At 43.0% G+C, this 14,979-nt stretch carries 18 protein-coding genes and 1 riboswitch; of the genes, 15 read left to right on the forward strand and 3 right to left on the reverse strand.

Translation table 11 applies throughout. The features are described 5' to 3' along the window. Window positions 1–46 precede the first annotated feature (46 nt). The 5 genes from R7190_RS08450 to R7190_RS08470 all read left to right on the forward strand — a co-directional run bounded on the left by R7190_RS08450 (window position 47) and on the right by R7190_RS08470 (window position 3,182). On the forward strand, window positions 47–664 hold the full coding sequence (locus tag R7190_RS08450; RefSeq protein ID WP_005373653.1) for a hypothetical protein: 618 nt from the start codon (window positions 47–49) through the stop codon (window positions 662–664). A 104-nt stretch (window positions 665–768) separates the two neighbouring features. Beyond that, window positions 769–909, forward strand: a riboswitch (FMN riboswitch). Window positions 910–1,022: 113 nt separating this feature from the next. Then, window positions 1,023–1,679 (forward strand): 3,4-dihydroxy-2-butanone-4-phosphate synthase, encoded by a 657-nt coding sequence (gene ribB / locus R7190_RS08455; protein ID WP_005385579.1) that lies wholly within the window; start codon window positions 1,023–1,025, stop codon window positions 1,677–1,679. 105 nt (window positions 1,680–1,784) lie between these two features. Next, window positions 1,785–2,330: a glutathione peroxidase gene (locus R7190_RS08460; protein ID WP_054577749.1), complete on the forward strand. Its 546-nt coding sequence runs from the start codon at window positions 1,785–1,787 to the stop codon at window positions 2,328–2,330. Between the two features lie 10 nt (window positions 2,331–2,340). Further along, on the forward strand, window positions 2,341–2,784 hold the full coding sequence (locus R7190_RS08465) for a DUF3429 domain-containing protein (protein WP_005396352.1): 444 nt from the start codon (window positions 2,341–2,343) through the stop codon (window positions 2,782–2,784). Between the two features lie 152 nt (window positions 2,785–2,936). After that, a complete protein-coding gene (locus R7190_RS08470; protein ID WP_005373664.1) occupies window positions 2,937–3,182 on the forward strand; it encodes a hypothetical protein in 246 nt (81 codons plus the stop codon). Between the two features lie 70 nt (window positions 3,183–3,252). On the opposite strand, the gene R7190_RS08475 is transcribed toward R7190_RS08470, so the two are convergent. Both R7190_RS08475 and R7190_RS08480 read right to left on the reverse strand, forming a co-directional pair. Continuing rightward, the gene (locus R7190_RS08475) at window positions 3,253–3,852 is read right to left on the reverse strand and encodes a thiol:disulfide interchange protein DsbA/DsbL (RefSeq protein ID WP_005373667.1); all 600 of its coding nucleotides are present in this window, start codon (window positions 3,850–3,852) and stop codon (window positions 3,253–3,255) included. A gap of 83 nt (window positions 3,853–3,935) precedes the next feature. Then, window positions 3,936–4,316 carry a hypothetical protein gene (locus R7190_RS08480; RefSeq protein ID WP_186585463.1) on the reverse strand — a complete coding sequence of 127 codons (381 nt, stop codon included), beginning with the start codon at window positions 4,314–4,316 and terminating at the stop codon, window positions 3,936–3,938. A gap of 278 nt (window positions 4,317–4,594) precedes the next feature. On the opposite strand from R7190_RS08480, the gene R7190_RS08485 reads away from it, so the two are divergent. From R7190_RS08485 to R7190_RS08530, 10 genes are all read left to right on the forward strand, one after another. Continuing rightward, complete coding sequence (locus tag R7190_RS08485) at window positions 4,595–4,891, forward strand: isoamylase early set domain-containing protein (RefSeq protein WP_017635151.1); 297 nt, start codon at window positions 4,595–4,597, stop codon at window positions 4,889–4,891. Between the two features lie 213 nt (window positions 4,892–5,104). Beyond that, window positions 5,105–5,818, forward strand: coding sequence for a response regulator (locus R7190_RS08490; protein ID WP_005373673.1), 714 nt, complete (start codon window positions 5,105–5,107; stop codon window positions 5,816–5,818). Next, window positions 5,818–7,116, forward strand: a complete 1,299-nt coding sequence (locus tag R7190_RS08495) for an ATP-binding protein (RefSeq protein WP_017819858.1) — start codon at window positions 5,818–5,820, stop codon at window positions 7,114–7,116. Before R7190_RS08490 ends, R7190_RS08495 begins: the two co-directional genes overlap by 1 nt. Before the next feature lie 119 nt (window positions 7,117–7,235). Next, a complete protein-coding gene (locus tag R7190_RS08500; RefSeq protein ID WP_033906355.1) occupies window positions 7,236–7,628 on the forward strand; it encodes a hypothetical protein in 393 nt (130 codons plus the stop codon). A gap of 160 nt (window positions 7,629–7,788) precedes the next feature. Then, on the forward strand, window positions 7,789–8,112 hold the full coding sequence (locus R7190_RS08505) for a diacylglycerol kinase (protein ID WP_005385571.1): 324 nt from the start codon (window positions 7,789–7,791) through the stop codon (window positions 8,110–8,112). 21 nt (window positions 8,113–8,133) lie between these two features. Beyond that, window positions 8,134–9,789 carry a phosphoethanolamine transferase gene (locus R7190_RS08510; protein WP_025767952.1) on the forward strand — a complete coding sequence of 552 codons (1,656 nt, stop codon included), beginning with the start codon at window positions 8,134–8,136 and terminating at the stop codon, window positions 9,787–9,789. A gap of 123 nt (window positions 9,790–9,912) precedes the next feature. Continuing rightward, a complete protein-coding gene (locus tag R7190_RS08515; protein WP_186585464.1) occupies window positions 9,913–10,845 on the forward strand; it encodes a Gfo/Idh/MocA family protein in 933 nt (310 codons plus the stop codon). Between the two features lie 218 nt (window positions 10,846–11,063). After that, the gene (locus R7190_RS08520) at window positions 11,064–11,495 is read left to right on the forward strand and encodes a YccF domain-containing protein (RefSeq protein ID WP_005373685.1); all 432 of its coding nucleotides are present in this window, start codon (window positions 11,064–11,066) and stop codon (window positions 11,493–11,495) included. A gap of 692 nt (window positions 11,496–12,187) precedes the next feature. After that, window positions 12,188–12,526, forward strand: coding sequence for a hypothetical protein (locus R7190_RS08525; protein WP_017635147.1), 339 nt, complete (start codon window positions 12,188–12,190; stop codon window positions 12,524–12,526). Between the two features lie 257 nt (window positions 12,527–12,783). Continuing rightward, window positions 12,784–13,632, forward strand: a complete 849-nt coding sequence (locus R7190_RS08530; RefSeq protein ID WP_005373688.1) for a patatin family protein — start codon at window positions 12,784–12,786, stop codon at window positions 13,630–13,632. Window positions 13,633–13,774: 142 nt separating this feature from the next. Here the strand turns inward: R7190_RS08530 and R7190_RS08535 are convergent, their stop codons facing one another. Then, entirely contained in the window at window positions 13,775–14,623 is an 849-nt protein-coding gene (locus R7190_RS08535; RefSeq protein ID WP_017635146.1) for a pirin family protein, read from the reverse strand. Window positions 14,624–14,979 lie beyond the last annotated feature (356 nt).

Raw genomic sequence — 14,979 nt, forward strand, 5'->3', positions numbered from 1 at the left:
TCAATTAGAGTAGGATATCTACGACGTCATAAATCTAGGAGGTATTATGAAAATCATCATCTTACATGGTCTTTATATGCATGGGCTGGTCATGCAGCCTCTTAGCCAAAAGCTGAGAAAACTCGGATACGAAACGCAAGTACTCAGCTATAACACCGTTGCTATCGATGAGTCTTCACTGTTTGATTCTATTGATCATTCGCTTAATCCACTGACCACAAACGTGCTCGTGGGACACAGCTTGGGAGGCTTGATGATTAAGCGCTATCTCGCCAACAGAAAACCGAGCACTAACTTAATCTCTCATGTTGTCGCTATCGGTTCGCCTCTGAAAGGCGCGTCCATTGTAGGTCGAATTCAAGATCTCGGATTGGGTGCAATTTTAGGCAATTCGCCACACCACGGATTAAACAAACATGATGACGCTTGGGATTTCCCTCAAAAACTCGGCAGTATCGCAGGAACGATGCCGATTGGCGCTCGCCCATTGTTGATCCGTAATGACAACACCATGTCGGACGGTACCGTTACCGTAGAAGAGACAAGACTGGACGGTATGCAAGATCATATCGAAGTGAAGCAAACGCATACGAGCCTGATTTACAACACCTTCGTGCCGCAGCAGATTGATCACTTTATTCGCACAGATTATTTCCGTCGATAGCACACTTTTCCATCATACAGATGGAATCGACTTTCCAAGCTATTCAGTTCGCAGTACTATCCTAGCTCCACTTCTTCACAACTTGGATGAAGTGGTACATTTTTAATTGTTCTCAGGGCGGGGCGAAATTCCCCACCGGCGGTATACTTTTTCAAGTGAGCCCGCGAGCGCTCGATTCGTCGAGGTCAGCAGATCTGGTGAGATGCCAGAGCCGACGGTTATAGTCCGGATGAAAGAGAATAAGAATACACCAGCATAGCGAGTCAGATCGCTAAGAATGCTGGTGCACTTCTTTTTGATCGTATTTTACGGCGATCTCTCATACCGCCCTGATTCTGGTGAAATTTAGGAGTTAACCATGAATCAGTCATCACTACTTGCCGAATTCGGCGACCCAATTACTCGCGTTGAAAACGCACTTATCGCTTTAAAAGAAGGCCGTGGCGTACTGCTTCTTGATGATGAAGATCGCGAAAACGAAGGCGATATCATTTATTCAGTCGAGCACCTCACTAACGAGCAAATGGCATTGATGATCCGCGAATGTAGCGGCATCGTTTGTTTGTGCTTAACAGATGTTCAAGCAGACAAACTGGAACTGCCTCCAATGGTGGTAAACAACAACAGCGCAAACCAAACCGCATTTACGGTTTCTATTGAAGCGAAAGTTGGTGTAACAACGGGTGTTTCAGCAGCAGACCGCGTAACGACCATTAAAACGGCGGCAAACCCGCACGCAAAACCGGAGGATCTTGCTCGCCCGGGTCACGTATTCCCTCTGCGTGCACGTCCAGGTGGTGTAATGACTCGCCGTGGTCACACAGAAGGTACGATTGATCTGATGCAAATGGCAGGGCTTCAACCCGCTGGCGTACTGTGTGAAGTGACCAATCCAGATGGCACGATGGCAAAGGCACCGGAGATCGTAGCATTCGGTCGCCTGCACAACATGCCGGTACTGACGATTGAAGACATGGTAATGTACCTGAACCAGTTCGAGTTGAAACTGGCATAGTCAGATCTCAGCTCTTGAAAAAAGCCGCGCATTTGTGCGGCTTTTTTGATCGATCCTCTTTGCACTTGAGTAGTTATACTTATTGAAAACAAGGGGAACAACACCATGAAAGGATTACTGAAACTCGCCGCTCTCGTTAGCTTTCTCTCCATGAATTCGCTTGCTCTTGCATCTGAGTGCCCTGATATTCTTCAAGGTAAGCAAAGGTTGTTAAACTCAACGGAAGAAGTCGATCTATGCGAAAGCTTTAAGGGAAAGACACTACTAATCGTCAATACAGCAAGCCAGTGCGGCTTCACTCCTCAGTTCGAACAGTTAGAAACCCTCTATCAAACTTACAAAGACCAAAACTTCACCGTTATCGGTTTCCCGAGCAATGACTTTCGACAAGATAGAGGAAGCGAAACAAACACAGCGAAAGTCTGTTATCTCGATTACGGGGTAACCTTTCCAATGATGGCTCGCTCTTCAGTATTAGGTGTAGATGCGAACCCAGTCTTCAACCAGATTACTAACCAAGCAGGCATAAAACCAAAATGGAACTTCTACAAGTTTCTAATTAGCTCTGAAGGTAAAGTTATTGCTACTTTTCCAAGCTCCACATCACCGACAAGTACTACGCTTACCAATATGATAGAGCAACAATTATAAGGTGACGACCATGACAACACGCTCAACCATGCTACAACTCGGTTACTTAGGCCTGGTTCCATTTGTGTTTAGTTTAGGGCTGATTTTCACTGACATCTCACTCTTCAATTTAAGTGGTCAGCAATTTTTCATCGCATATAGCGCCGTTATATTAAGTTTTTTATCCGGCATCCTTTGGGGTAATGGCATTGAGCATTACTACCACCGCCTTAGCCGAAATATATTAATTCTCAGCAACCTTTTTGTCTTACTGGCTTGGGGCGCATTACTGCAGGGCCACAAACATTACGCAGTCGCAACCCTACTCTTAGCAATTGGGTACCTTGCTGTTTGGTATGCAGAAAAGCTCGTGAGGAAAGTCGAACAAGACGCCGAGCCCAAGGGATATCAAGGAATGAGGAGCAAACTGACCTTCGGCGTAATCGTAATGCACGGATTGGCTTTAGTTTCATAACCTGGTCTGTCCAGTACTAAGATCACAAAAAAACGTCTTTTTATAAAACAATGTTCATTTCGTGAATGCACACATATTTTGAACACTGTTTTGTTTCATTTATGAATCAATCCACATATAAGTAATTCAAAGCATTCACAAAGGATATGAATATGTTTTTTCGCAAACTTTTGTTTAGCACTGCGATGATCAATGCAACGACAGGTTGCGTGTCTTACCAGGCACAACAAGCCGCCGCTCAAACAGTAAATAATACAGGTGCCGTGCTTACCAATGTGATTAAAACCACGATTGCTCAGCCATGTAATGTTGCAATCACTGCTGCTAGCTTGTTTTATCCGCATGCCATATTTATGACTAGTGTTCCGACTCAAGCATGTACAAGCGTTCTTAGATAATACGAGTGTGATAAGCATAAAAAATGGCGACTCTACCGTCGCCATTTTTAAGCATCAATGCTATTTACAGTTACAGCGTCAATAAGTAATTAACTAATTGATTGTACTCGTCGTAAGTACGAATTTCGTTGGCCAAAACAATGTATTTATTGTTCACAACCACACCCGGAACCCCTCTTAACGTGCTAGCAGAGAATTGCTTATCAAAACCTTTCTGCATTGAGTTTACGGCGAAACTGTTGTACGCCGCATCAAACTTCTTACCTTCTACGCCATTATCAACGAAGAGTTGTTTCAGCTCAGCTTCGTCTTTTGGCGCTTGTCGCTTTTGATGAATTTGGGCAAACATGGCAGGAATCATTGTATCTTCAACCCCAAGCGACACCATCGTCGCGTAGGACTTGGCCATCGGAATCGCCATATCTCCGCCCATGAACCCCACATGCACCTTTTCAAACTTTGCCTCTTTTGGCAGAGCAGGTTTTAAACGCTCAATAAGCGACTCAAACTTGTAGCAATGTGGGCAATAAAAAGAAAAGAATTCCGTCACAACAGGTTTCGATGCTTTCTTTACATCCAGAACTTTGTAGTGCTTCCCTTCTTCAAATTGCGCTGCATGAGCGGTAAAAGTCAGTAAAAGTGCACTACATAAGGCAAGTAGTTTTTTCATTGTTTATTTCCTTGTGGCATTCAAATGCCAAATCATTTCATTTGGTAAAAAGGGGTAGACCCCAAGTAATTTGAGATGAGGAATTAAACAATCGGAGGACGATAAAGCTTGGTGATCACTGTCACTACTTTTTCGACTAGAGGCCTATCAATCAAGGCAAGGCTATAAGGAAGAAGCAGTAAGTCGTTTTGAGATAAGTTGGAGGGAATTTTGACCATGCAGGAAGAGCTACAACTCGTGTGAGATTGTTGTGCCTTATTGATGGCTGACTCATCGTGATGTGATTCTACGCAGTCGTCATTGACGCCAAGTTGTTTGTGCAGAGCAGCCTGTTGAACAATAAGATCGCGTACTTCAATTGTTTTCATCGGAGCGGAAGCCTGCGCCACAGGAGCGACACTACTCAAAAGCATAGCAACTAAGCAAACTATCGCAGTCAACAATGTACGGTTAAACTTCAACATAGCTACATCAAGGAAAATGGTGATTTAAGATAATACATGATAACGGTTTGACTTCAAGATACGGACTCTCGGCTCGCTAACAAACTCTGTTCTTTGACTATTTTAGGCTAGTGAATTTTCTCTCTAACGCTCCCTCAGTACACGAAACCAGCACAACGAGCTATTCACCGTTCGGATACTCCCCTCATCAGATACCAGCAACAATTCGATAAAACTTGAAATCATTATGAAACACGAGTAATAGTTAGAACAGTTTTTGTACGAACAAGGAAAGATCAATGCTTAAAAAAAGATTCTTTAAGACAAAAGATGAAGTCGAAGTCACGTTCGAGCTAGATAAAGATCAGTGGGACTCTGTCCAAATTGCTGGAGACTTCAACAACTGGCAGCCAGAACCGATGAAATTAGTGAAGAAAAGTCGTCAGTTTAAATTTAAAACCCGCTTACCTAAAGCGCAGAATGTTCAGTTCCGTTACTTGCTCGATGATGCGAAGTGGGAAAATGACCCACAAGCTGATGCTTACGTTCCAAATGTTTTTGGCAGCGACAACAGCGTCGTGTGTACCACCGAATAAGCGGTAATTTCGCTTTAAGATTCCATACCTAGGCGCAAACGTTGCGCCTTTTTACATCTCCCGAAATGTGATTGGTGATTAGATTTAAATCATTAATTGGCAATTTTATCCAATTAACTCATCCGATAACCTTATTCTGAGAAAGCTTTATTTGAAATAATTCGTAAATTTGTTTAAGTTCCATTGATATTAAATATTGTATACATCACTTAAATGAACGCACAACAAATCAAACCATCTCTAATCATTGTGGAAGACGATCCCAAATTACAAACTATGTTGGGTGAGTATTTTGTTGAACAAGGTTTTCAGGTCAAATGTATCGACAATGGGACGGACGCACCCAATGCGATTATTGACACACAACCAGACGTGGTGCTGTTAGATTTGATGCTACCCGGGCAAGATGGTCTGAGTGTATGTCGTCAAATCCGAGAATGCTACAAAGGCAAAGTGTTGATGCTGACAGCAAGTGATGATGACTTCGATCATGTCGCCGCATTAGAAATAGGCGCAGATGACTTTGTTACTAAACCCATCAAACCTCGCGTATTGCTGGCTCGTATTCGCATGCTATTAAGAAGAAAAGAGGCGGCGCCTACCGAGTCCGAAAACGGCCTACAAATTGGTGTTCTGTGTTTAAACCGGTTGCGTAAATCGTGCGTAATGAACCAAGAAGAAATTGCGCTGACAGACGGCGAGTTCGATTTGTTGTGGGTTCTTGCTACGCATGCTGAAAAAACACTATCACGTGAGTGGCTGACCAAAACACTGCGTGGTATTGAATACGATGGCACAGACCGAACCATTGATAATCGCATAGTGACACTGAGAAAGAAGCTAGGCGATGCTTCTTGCTCACCACAAAAAATCATTACCGTTCGCGGCAAAGGCTACCTATTTATGCCTGATGCATGGAATGAATAATGAGACGGATTTATCTGGAAAGCTTTGTTGGCCTTATCATTCTGTTTATGGCTAGCTTGTGGGGATACGAGTTCTTAGTTTATGAGATCAACACAGATTATGACTACCTATTACAAGAGCATGAGGGTCAAGCTTTTCACGATCTGATCTATCCTATCTATAAAGAACACGGATTAGAATATACTCAACAACAGTTGGAACAATTTGCCACATCAAGCCATCGTTTGTTGGTGCCTCATACGCTTGAAGAGCTTCCAACAGACATCAAAAAGGCGTTTGAAAGTGATACCTCCGTTAACGTCGCTTACGATGAAGAAAGGGATATCTGGTTCCGCCTAGATGCGAGCACGCCTATCTTTAAAATGAGCGATAATCCGAATAGCCCTGTGGTTAAAGCAGCCAACTTTGATGACAATATCGTTTGGTTGTTCTTTTTAGCTGGATTTGCTCTGTATTGCATATTGTTGATCTGGTTCTTAAGCCGTCGGATTCGAGAGCTAGAGAGAGTGACCGTTGAGTTTGCCTCAGGTAACTTCAAGGCTCGAGCTAGTACCTCAAGCGCTAAGTCTGTTGGGACGTTAAACAAAAGCTTTAACACGATGGCCGATAAAGTATCTCGCTTGATCACTAGCAATAAAATGCTAACTAACGCCGTTGCACATGAATTGCGTACCCCAATCTTCCGCTTACAATGGCAAGCAGATTTGTTATCGGATTCAACCTTAACTGAACAACAGAAAAAGTATGTTTACAGTATCGTCGAAGACATTGACGAGATGGAAGAAATGGTTGAAGAATTGCTTTACTACGCAAAGATGGAGCGTCCTGACACAGCATTACAAACTCAAGAAGAAGTCGTCCTATTCAACTTAGTCAAAGAATTACGACAGAGATGGCAAAAAGAGACTACGCTCGGTATTTCGCTTCAAGAAGTAAACTCAGAAAACGTTCTCGCGTTTGCTGACCCAAAATTGTTAAAGCGAGCCTTAGATAACTTGCTGCGCAATGCAATGCGGTACGCGGATAAGCAGATTTTAGTAGAGATAAAACACGATCAGCACCGCTGCTTCATCAATGTTCATGATGATGGCATAGGTATTGAAGAAAAGCATTGGCCTCATCTATTCGAACCATTTTACAGTGCGGATGAATCTCGCAACAAAAAGACGAGCGGGTTTGGGCTCGGCTTGGCGATTGTCAGACAGATAATGGAGCTTCAACGTGGAGAAGTTTCGATTTGCCATAGCCCACTTGGAGGAGCTTGCTTCACACTTAGCCTCAAAAAATCAGACAGTTAACTTAACCTTCCTACCCCGTTTACAGAAGACGACACTTCAATACACTCAAGCGACAGAGCCCAACAATAAAACAGTGTACATTTAATCCATAAGATTCACACACTAAATGGATAGTACTCATGTATAAATCTTTTATCCTGATTATGGCGCTTACTTCTACGCTTACAGCTTGCGCCTACAACCAAAAACCTGTCGTCGACATGACCAATGTCGACCCTAGTACATATGAACAAGACTTTCTTTACTGCCAAGGCTATGCAGAAAATGTCGACAAATCAGAGGCAGCGAAATCTGAAGCCACTAATGGGGCAGTTACAGGCGCATTGATCGGCGCAGCTGCTGGTGCGCTAGAAGACGGATTAGGTGGAGCGGCTGTCGGTGCTGCGGCCGGCGGTGCTGTAGGAGCTGGAGCTGGTGCTTTGAGTGCAACAAATGATTCAACCAAAACTCAATCTCTCGTATTGCGTAAATGCCTCCAGCACAAAGGCTATACCGTCTACGATCTTGATTAAATAAGCACTTTTCTTAAATTATCGCGCGATGGATTCTATTCACAAATGTTTCACGCTGTAACGATTAATCTCGTTACCTCTCTGGGATATGTGTTCCATCCCAATGCTTAAATAGTAAGGTCATATTTTGAAGCCAGGTAAAACAGGTATACGCCGTGTCATGGATGCGACCGGCTATTCATTTCAAGGATTGAAAGCCGCATGGACACACGAAGCCGCTTTTAGACAAGAATTGATTCTCGCCTTGGTGCTTTCCGTCTGTGCTTTTTTCCTTCCTGTCACCACATACGAAAGAGTGCTGATGATCAGTAGCCTGTTCTTGGTATTGATCGTAGAACTCATTAATTCCGCCGTAGAAGCGGTTGTCGACCGTGTTAGCGATGACTGGCACGAGCTCAGTGGTAGAGCCAAAGATATTGGCTCAGCAGCAGTATTTGTTGCGTTAACTCTTGCCCTTTTTATTTGGGCTTCGTTCTTGCTCTAATTTTTATTCAAGACACTCATTATGAAGACACATGATTTACAACAGAGAGGTATCTCTTACGTTACCTTTACTTTCCTGTTGGCGCTGTATTTCGCTCTCGTCGTAAATATCCCTATTTATAAAGAACTGATCGGCATCTTTACACACTTAGATAATGTCAAGATTGGATTTATTATCACAATACCAATTTTCTTTCTTGCCGCGCTCAATTTCCTTTTTAATTTATTTAGTTGGCCTTGGATCGGCAAGCCGTTCTTTATAATTTTAATCATTGTTTCAAGTATGGTGAGCTACGCAAGCTATAACTATGGCACACTTTTCGATTCTGGAATGATTGCCAATATTGTTGAAACCGATTCGAGCGAGGCGAGTTCTTACCTGAGTGCTCACTCTGTAATTTGGACGCTGATTATGGGAGTTATCCCAGCGATAATTGTCTTTAAGGTCAAGCTGCAATCTCAACGTCACCAATTACTGTACTTCTCTGTTACCAAATTAGTATCGATGCTGTCGTCGCTAGCTGTCATCGCCGTCATTGCCAGCGTGTACTATCAAGACTACGCATCTGTAGGGCGCAACAATAGCCACCTAAAAAAAATCATCATACCCACCCAGTTCGTTTACAGCGCGACCGGGTATGTGAAGGAGAAATATTTCACCACGCCAGAGCCATATCGAGAAATCGGCACAGATGCAAAGCAGTCAGATAGCGCCGTACAGCAAGCACAGCGCAAACCAACACTACTGGTTTTTGTCGTAGGAGAAACCGCTCGAACGCAGAACTACCAACTCAATGGCTATACACGAGAGACAAACCCTTATACTAGTAAATTGGATGTTATCTCATTTCAAGACGTCGCATCTTGTGGCACCGCGACTGCTGTATCTGTGCCTTGTATGTTTTCACAGCTCACGCGAAACGAGTTTGAACGCACCAAAGCGGATAACCAGGACAATGCTCTCGATATAATGCTGCGCGCTGGGGTTGACCTCATTTGGAAAGAAAATGACGGTGGGGATAAAGAAGTAGCCCACAAGATCAAGAAAATTGAAGTGGATCGAAAGCAAGTAAGCCCTATGTGTAATGGCCAAACTTGTTACGACATGGCGCTATTAGATCATTTTGATCAGGAAGTCGCGGATATGCACGGTAACCGAGTGGTCGCCATGCACCTTATAGGAAGCCACGGTCCGACCTATTTTCAGCGTTACCCAAGAGACAACGCCTTCTTTAAACCAGACTGTCCACGTGCAGATATCGAAAACTGTAGCATCGAACAAATAGTGAACACATATGACAATACCATACGCTACACCGATCTTGTATTGGCAGAAACCATCAAAAAACTTAAAGCGTTAGAGTCTGAGTATAATACCGCGCTAATTTATATATCGGATCACGGTGAGTCACTAGGCGAAAATGGATTGTTCTTACATGGTATGCCTTATGGCCTTGCACCAGATTTCCAAAAACGCGTTCCTTTGATCATGTGGCTGTCTTCGGGCTTTAAACAAGCGAAGCAGATCAATACCGACTGTTTGTATAAACAAGCACAGAATGCAGGCCAATACTCACATGATAACGTATTCCACTCTTTATTAGGCATTATGGATGTACAAACTCAAGCCTACGATAGCAAGTTAGATATATTCAAAGCCTGCCGAGCCGTTTCCTAAATCATTCAATAAAGCCTGGCTCAAAGTGTGAATCAGGCTTTTTCTAACAAGGTATTTAAACTCATCGCCGCGCCAAGCGTTATACTGACAGTCCGCGATCCATACATCGAGATAAGGACTAGGATGAAAATTGGTATTATTGGTCTAGGGGATATCGCTCAGAAAGCATACCTTCCTGTTATCACTCAGCTTCCAAATATCGAACTTGTATTTTGTACCCGCAACCCAAACACACTTGAGAGCCTGGCTAAGCAGTATCGAATCTCAGAGATCTGCCAAGACTACCAGCAACTTCTACACTTTGGCGTCGATGCCGTCATGATTCATGCGGCAACAAGCGTACACCCTCAAATAGCGGCATTTTTTCTGCAGCATGGAATTCCAACCTTTGTCGACAAACCATTAGCGAACAGTGCTGATGACGTGGAAAAGCTGTACGACATTGCCGAAAAAGAGAGACAGCCACTCTATGTGGGCTTTAACCGTCGTCACATTCCACTTTACAACCAACATATGCCACAAGTGCAGCAAGGCAACATATCTGACTTAAAGTCGCTACGCTGGGAAAAGAACCGTCACCAACTACCGGGGGATGTTCGTACCTTTATATTTGATGATTTTATTCACCCATTAGACAGCGTTAACGTCACAGCCAAAGCCGATCTAAGAGATGCTTATGTAACTCATCAACTTGAAGGTAGTCAGTTGGCGCGTTTAGATATTCAGTGGCAACATGGAGATACTTTGCTCCACGCCTCGATGAATCGCCACTTCGGTATCACTACAGAGCGCGTTCAAGCTTGTTATGCAAACAAGGCAGTTGAGTTCGACTCCTTCGTTGAAGGCAAACTATGGCAAGCTAACCAAGAGCAAAAAATCAATTTGAAAGACTGGACGCCAATGCTAACGAGTAAAGGTTTCCATTCGATGTTGCTCGACTGGTTTGGCGTCGTTGAGTCTGGAAATATTGCTAATGAAGTAGTAAAACGCAACATTGCCAGCCATCGATTGGCAGAGCAAATTTGTCAATATATCGAGAAAGTTGTCTCTAGATAATGCGATTCTTGGCTATATGCTTGATTGAGTATTACGCTCTATACTAAAAAGACTTGCCTTAGGGAAGGCATTCATTCTCTGTTAAGACTACAGCGATTATTCTATCAATCAGGTGAATGAGGGCACAAAAGCACACATCGACAAAACAGACGGTTTAGATTTGTTTTACGCTGCTCTCAGGTATCTGAATCATCACATTCAAGAATAAAGGAAATAGAATGAGAACACTTGGTAACATCATTTGGTTTGTATTTGGTGGCGTATTTATGGGGTTGCTATGGTGGTTTTTTGGTATTTTGGCCTTTATTAGCATCATCGGAATACCTTGGGGGCGTGCGTGTATCGTTATGGGTAATTTTTCCTTTTTCCCATTCGGTAAAGAGGCCATCTCACGCGATGAATTGACCAATGAAATGGACATTGGCACGAGTCCGCTCGGCGTTATTGGTAACGTCCTTTGGTTTGTATTTGCAGGCCTTTGGTTAGCTATCGGTCACGTACTTTCTGCAGCAGCATGCTTTGTCACCATAATCGGCATTCCGTTTGCGCTCCAACACCTCAAGCTAGCGGTTATTTCACTCGCACCAATTGGTAAAACGGTTGTATCGTCAGAAGAAGCTGCAATGGCTCGATACAACATCAATCGTTAGCAAAAAGCTAATGCGCTTTCTATCCTCTGGGCAGTCATGCTCAGAGGGTAACGCCCGTCAAAAGTAAGCCTATAATCGCTATCGCATATTCAATAATGGCTGATTGTATATTCATACCGTCACCTTTACGTTGAAGTTTATCCTAGCTCAGCACTGCTTTACTTTTATAATTAATCAATACACCCAAGTGAATTCAAGATGCTAGACTCATAGCGTCGTCACTGATTCAAACTCCAAGAACGACGTAACGAAAAAGCGAGCTATCCTATGCTCGAAATATGGGTTCTTTCCCCCTCGAAGTAGAGTTCAACAACAAAAAAGACGAACTATAAGCATAGCCAAAATTAATGCTTTTCGACCTAAAATATCTCACATCAATCAAAGAAAGCTTCTAAGATTTTCTCTTTTTGAGTAAATATAGACAGTTACAGTAGCGAAATTCTTCTCGGTAAAAATCCCCACTCAATCTCATGATCAGTTTTTAAAAAAAACAACAAAAATTCGTTGTTATCTAGAGTAATTATTTTATTTGTCGCAGAGCAATTCCATCAATATCATTTGCGACATCGGAGTGCTAGAGCATTGAAATTTTTAGCATTTATCACAGGTATAGAACGTAAAAAACCTTTTATTACTTATTTTTCTTTTTTACATATGTTCTAACTCAACGTCTATTCAGACAGGAATATACCGTGGATAAATATCAAGCAGCTTATGCTAAACGTCTAGAGAAACTAAATGGGGATCCATCTCCTAAAACGATAGCCCGCCTTTCGGCTTGGGATGCGTTTTTTAACAAGGAGTACGAGCTCCAAGACTTGGAATACCAGCTATCGGACGCTGCGCACCAGCACTATGAACAGTCGCATGCGAAGAGCGACATTAGCTTCAAAGAATTCAAACGAGCGTTCTATAATGAATCCATCAAAATTTACAATTTAACTGATGGCGCTTCTATCCAGAAAGTATTCACCCCATTACTTTTGCTTACAACGCTCTGGATAGTGTTTGTATGCCTATTTAACAAGTGATCATCAAACTATTCCAACAACGATCAGTATGGGACTACAGGTATGGCTCTATGTAAGGGGGCTAATTGGCTCGGTCTCCTTCACTAAATTAGCGACTCAATTACCCGCAATTCCATAGGCTAAAAGTGACAAGGGCATCCGTTGATGCCCTTTTTATTCAAAGGAACGCAACCTAGACCTTTGGCCCACTTGGGTATAAAACCATTATGCGTTAAGCTGCACGCTATTATCCGATTGATAAAGAGTGGAGCGAAGTGATGGAAAAAGTAGGCTCTCGAGCATTGATTGTCGAAGGTGGAGCCATGCGAGGCGTATTTTCATGCGGCATACTCGATCATTTTCTTGCTAGCGAGTTCTCTCCATTTGATAGCTTTTGGGGAGTGTCTGCGGGTGCTAGCAACTTGGCTGCCTACTTAGCTAAAATGCCCGGACGTAACTTAAAAATCTACCTCGATTACAGCTTAAGAAAAGAATTTATCTCTCCATCTCAACTTCTACGTGGTGGTGATATGATGAACTTAGACTGGATGTGGAATGTCACCCTCGAAGAACTTGGCATCGATAAATCTGCGCTCAAAGCTGATTCACGACCTTTCTTTTTAGGCGTGACGCGTCAAGACAATGGGCAAGCGGAGTACCACCTTCCTGATGTCGACGACTTGGCAGAAACAATGAAAGCCAGCAGCGCACTGCCTGTACTTTACCGAAATGGCGTATCACTGAACGGAATTCAATACGTTGATGGTGGCGTCTCAGACGCACTTCCTGTTGCAGAAGCAATAAAGCGAGGAGCCAAAAAAATTATGGTTTTACGCAGCCAACCCGCAAGCTATCAAAAGCCAAGAGGAAGATTCAGCGCCCTAACTAGGAGGATGTTGAAAGAAACGCCCGGATTAATTGAACCGATGTTGACACGTGAAGTTCGCTACAATCAGACCTTAGCGCTGATCAACAACCCACCACCTGGTATCGAAATCATTCAAGTGTGTCCTCCTGAAACATTCAAGTTGAAACGGCTGAGTCGATCGCCAGCACCACTGCGTCATGCTTATGAGTTAGGAATTGAAGCAGGAAAGGAAGCCATCATACGATGGAGTCAGAAGTAGAAAAAAGCCACGTGGATTAAACGTGGCTAACGCAAATTCGATGGCAGTGGATTATCGTATTTGCTTCTGGTCGAGCCCAATATTCAGGCTCAAAACTGTTTTAATTTGCTCGCTAACTGAAAAAGCGAGTAGGCAGTCCAAACTAGTAAGTTTCAAACAACCCAGAGTTGTAATCTTGGATGGCTTGTTCTATCTCTTCCATGCTATTCATGACAAAAGGGCCATAATGCACCACGGGTTCATTAATTGGCTCACCAATAAAGATCAGTGCACCACTCTCTTTTTCGGCCTGCAATTCAACCCATTCACCTTTCGATAAAATGGCCATTTCGCCTTGATTGATCTCACGACCTTTTAATTGAATACGACCTTTATAGACATAGAGCATCATGTTGTTGTCTTGATCCGTGTTCAAATTCAAAGCTTGCCCCCCCATCGCTCTCCAATCGGCTACCGTGGCAGCAACACCTGTCTCTGTTAGCGGCCCCTGAATTCGTTCGTTGTTTATAGTCATATGACCCGCAATCAAACGTACAACCCCCGTATTCGGAGTATCAAACTCAGTGATCGTTTCAGGTTGAAAGTCATGATATTGAGCTGGCTGCATCTTATTTTTCGCAGGCTGGTTAATCCAAATTTGGAAACCATGCAATTCGCCTTCCTTCATAATAGGCATTTCGCTATGGATGACGCCTCTTCCTGCCGCCATCCACTGTGCACCACCGGAACGAAGCTCACCAACATTATCCATATGATCACGATGCTGGAAATGACCTTTCAACATATAAGTAAGCGTCTCAATACCTCGGTGCGGATGCGGAGGGAAACCGCCGATATAGTCAGCGCGGTCTTCTGATTTGAGTTCATCCATCATCAAAAATGGAGAAAAACTAGCATGATTGAAACCCGCTACTCGGCGAATTTTCACTCCATCACCATCAGCAGTAGGTTGCGCAGGAATAAGCTGACGAATTTCTCTGAATGTACTCATACTAGTTCTCCTAGTTTATCTTTGTGACCGCTTGCAAATCGCATGTTTAATCTATGGCTATCTATAAGGTTCTATTTTAGGTTGATGAGCTAAAATTATGAGCCATACTATTCGTTCTACTTATTCAACTTTTTCGAACAATACAATTTATCGAGTTAATAATGAGCACATTTAATTTATCTAAAATAAATGTAGCTATTTTCTAAACAAGGTGTATAGTGTGCCTTGGCTCTTAGAAGAGAGCTGTTAATGCAACATTTAGTTTAAGTTTCCTCTCAGTAAAATCTTGAATCCCCAATTCAGACACCTGCGTACAACTTCCTCTTGATTGAACATTCAATAGCTTAGAAAAGATC

This window comes from Vibrio sp. 1078-1 (genome assembly GCF_033340475.1).

Excerpts from the sequence above, each read along its gene's own strand:
- R7190_RS08450 (WP_005373653.1), top strand. The coding sequence starts at position 47 with ATGAAAATCATCATCTTACATGGTCTTTATATGCATGGGCTGGTCATG.
- R7190_RS08460 (WP_054577749.1), top strand. The coding sequence starts at position 1,785 with ATGAAAGGATTACTGAAACTCGCCGCTCTCGTTAGCTTTCTCTCCATG.
- R7190_RS08480 (WP_186585463.1), bottom strand. The coding sequence starts at position 4,316 with ATGTTGAAGTTTAACCGTACATTGTTGACTGCGATAGTTTGCTTAGTT.
- R7190_RS08475 (WP_005373667.1), bottom strand. The coding sequence starts at position 3,852 with ATGAAAAAACTACTTGCCTTATGTAGTGCACTTTTACTGACTTTTACC.
- ribB (WP_005385579.1), top strand. The coding sequence starts at position 1,023 with ATGAATCAGTCATCACTACTTGCCGAATTCGGCGACCCAATTACTCGC.
- R7190_RS08535 (WP_017635146.1), bottom strand. The coding sequence starts at position 14,623 with ATGAGTACATTCAGAGAAATTCGTCAGCTTATTCCTGCGCAACCTACT.
- R7190_RS08500 (WP_033906355.1), top strand. The coding sequence starts at position 7,236 with ATGTATAAATCTTTTATCCTGATTATGGCGCTTACTTCTACGCTTACA.
- R7190_RS08515 (WP_186585464.1), top strand. The coding sequence starts at position 9,913 with ATGAAAATTGGTATTATTGGTCTAGGGGATATCGCTCAGAAAGCATAC.
- R7190_RS08495 (WP_017819858.1), top strand. The coding sequence starts at position 5,818 with ATGAGACGGATTTATCTGGAAAGCTTTGTTGGCCTTATCATTCTGTTT.
- R7190_RS08510 (WP_025767952.1), top strand. The coding sequence starts at position 8,134 with ATGAAGACACATGATTTACAACAGAGAGGTATCTCTTACGTTACCTTT.
- R7190_RS08470 (WP_005373664.1), top strand. The coding sequence starts at position 2,937 with ATGTTTTTTCGCAAACTTTTGTTTAGCACTGCGATGATCAATGCAACG.
- R7190_RS08530 (WP_005373688.1), top strand. The coding sequence starts at position 12,784 with ATGGAAAAAGTAGGCTCTCGAGCATTGATTGTCGAAGGTGGAGCCATG.
- R7190_RS08485 (WP_017635151.1), top strand. The coding sequence starts at position 4,595 with ATGCTTAAAAAAAGATTCTTTAAGACAAAAGATGAAGTCGAAGTCACG.
- R7190_RS08520 (WP_005373685.1), top strand. The coding sequence starts at position 11,064 with ATGAGAACACTTGGTAACATCATTTGGTTTGTATTTGGTGGCGTATTT.
- R7190_RS08505 (WP_005385571.1), top strand. The coding sequence starts at position 7,789 with ATGGATGCGACCGGCTATTCATTTCAAGGATTGAAAGCCGCATGGACA.
- R7190_RS08465 (WP_005396352.1), top strand. The coding sequence starts at position 2,341 with ATGACAACACGCTCAACCATGCTACAACTCGGTTACTTAGGCCTGGTT.
- R7190_RS08490 (WP_005373673.1), top strand. The coding sequence starts at position 5,105 with ATGAACGCACAACAAATCAAACCATCTCTAATCATTGTGGAAGACGAT.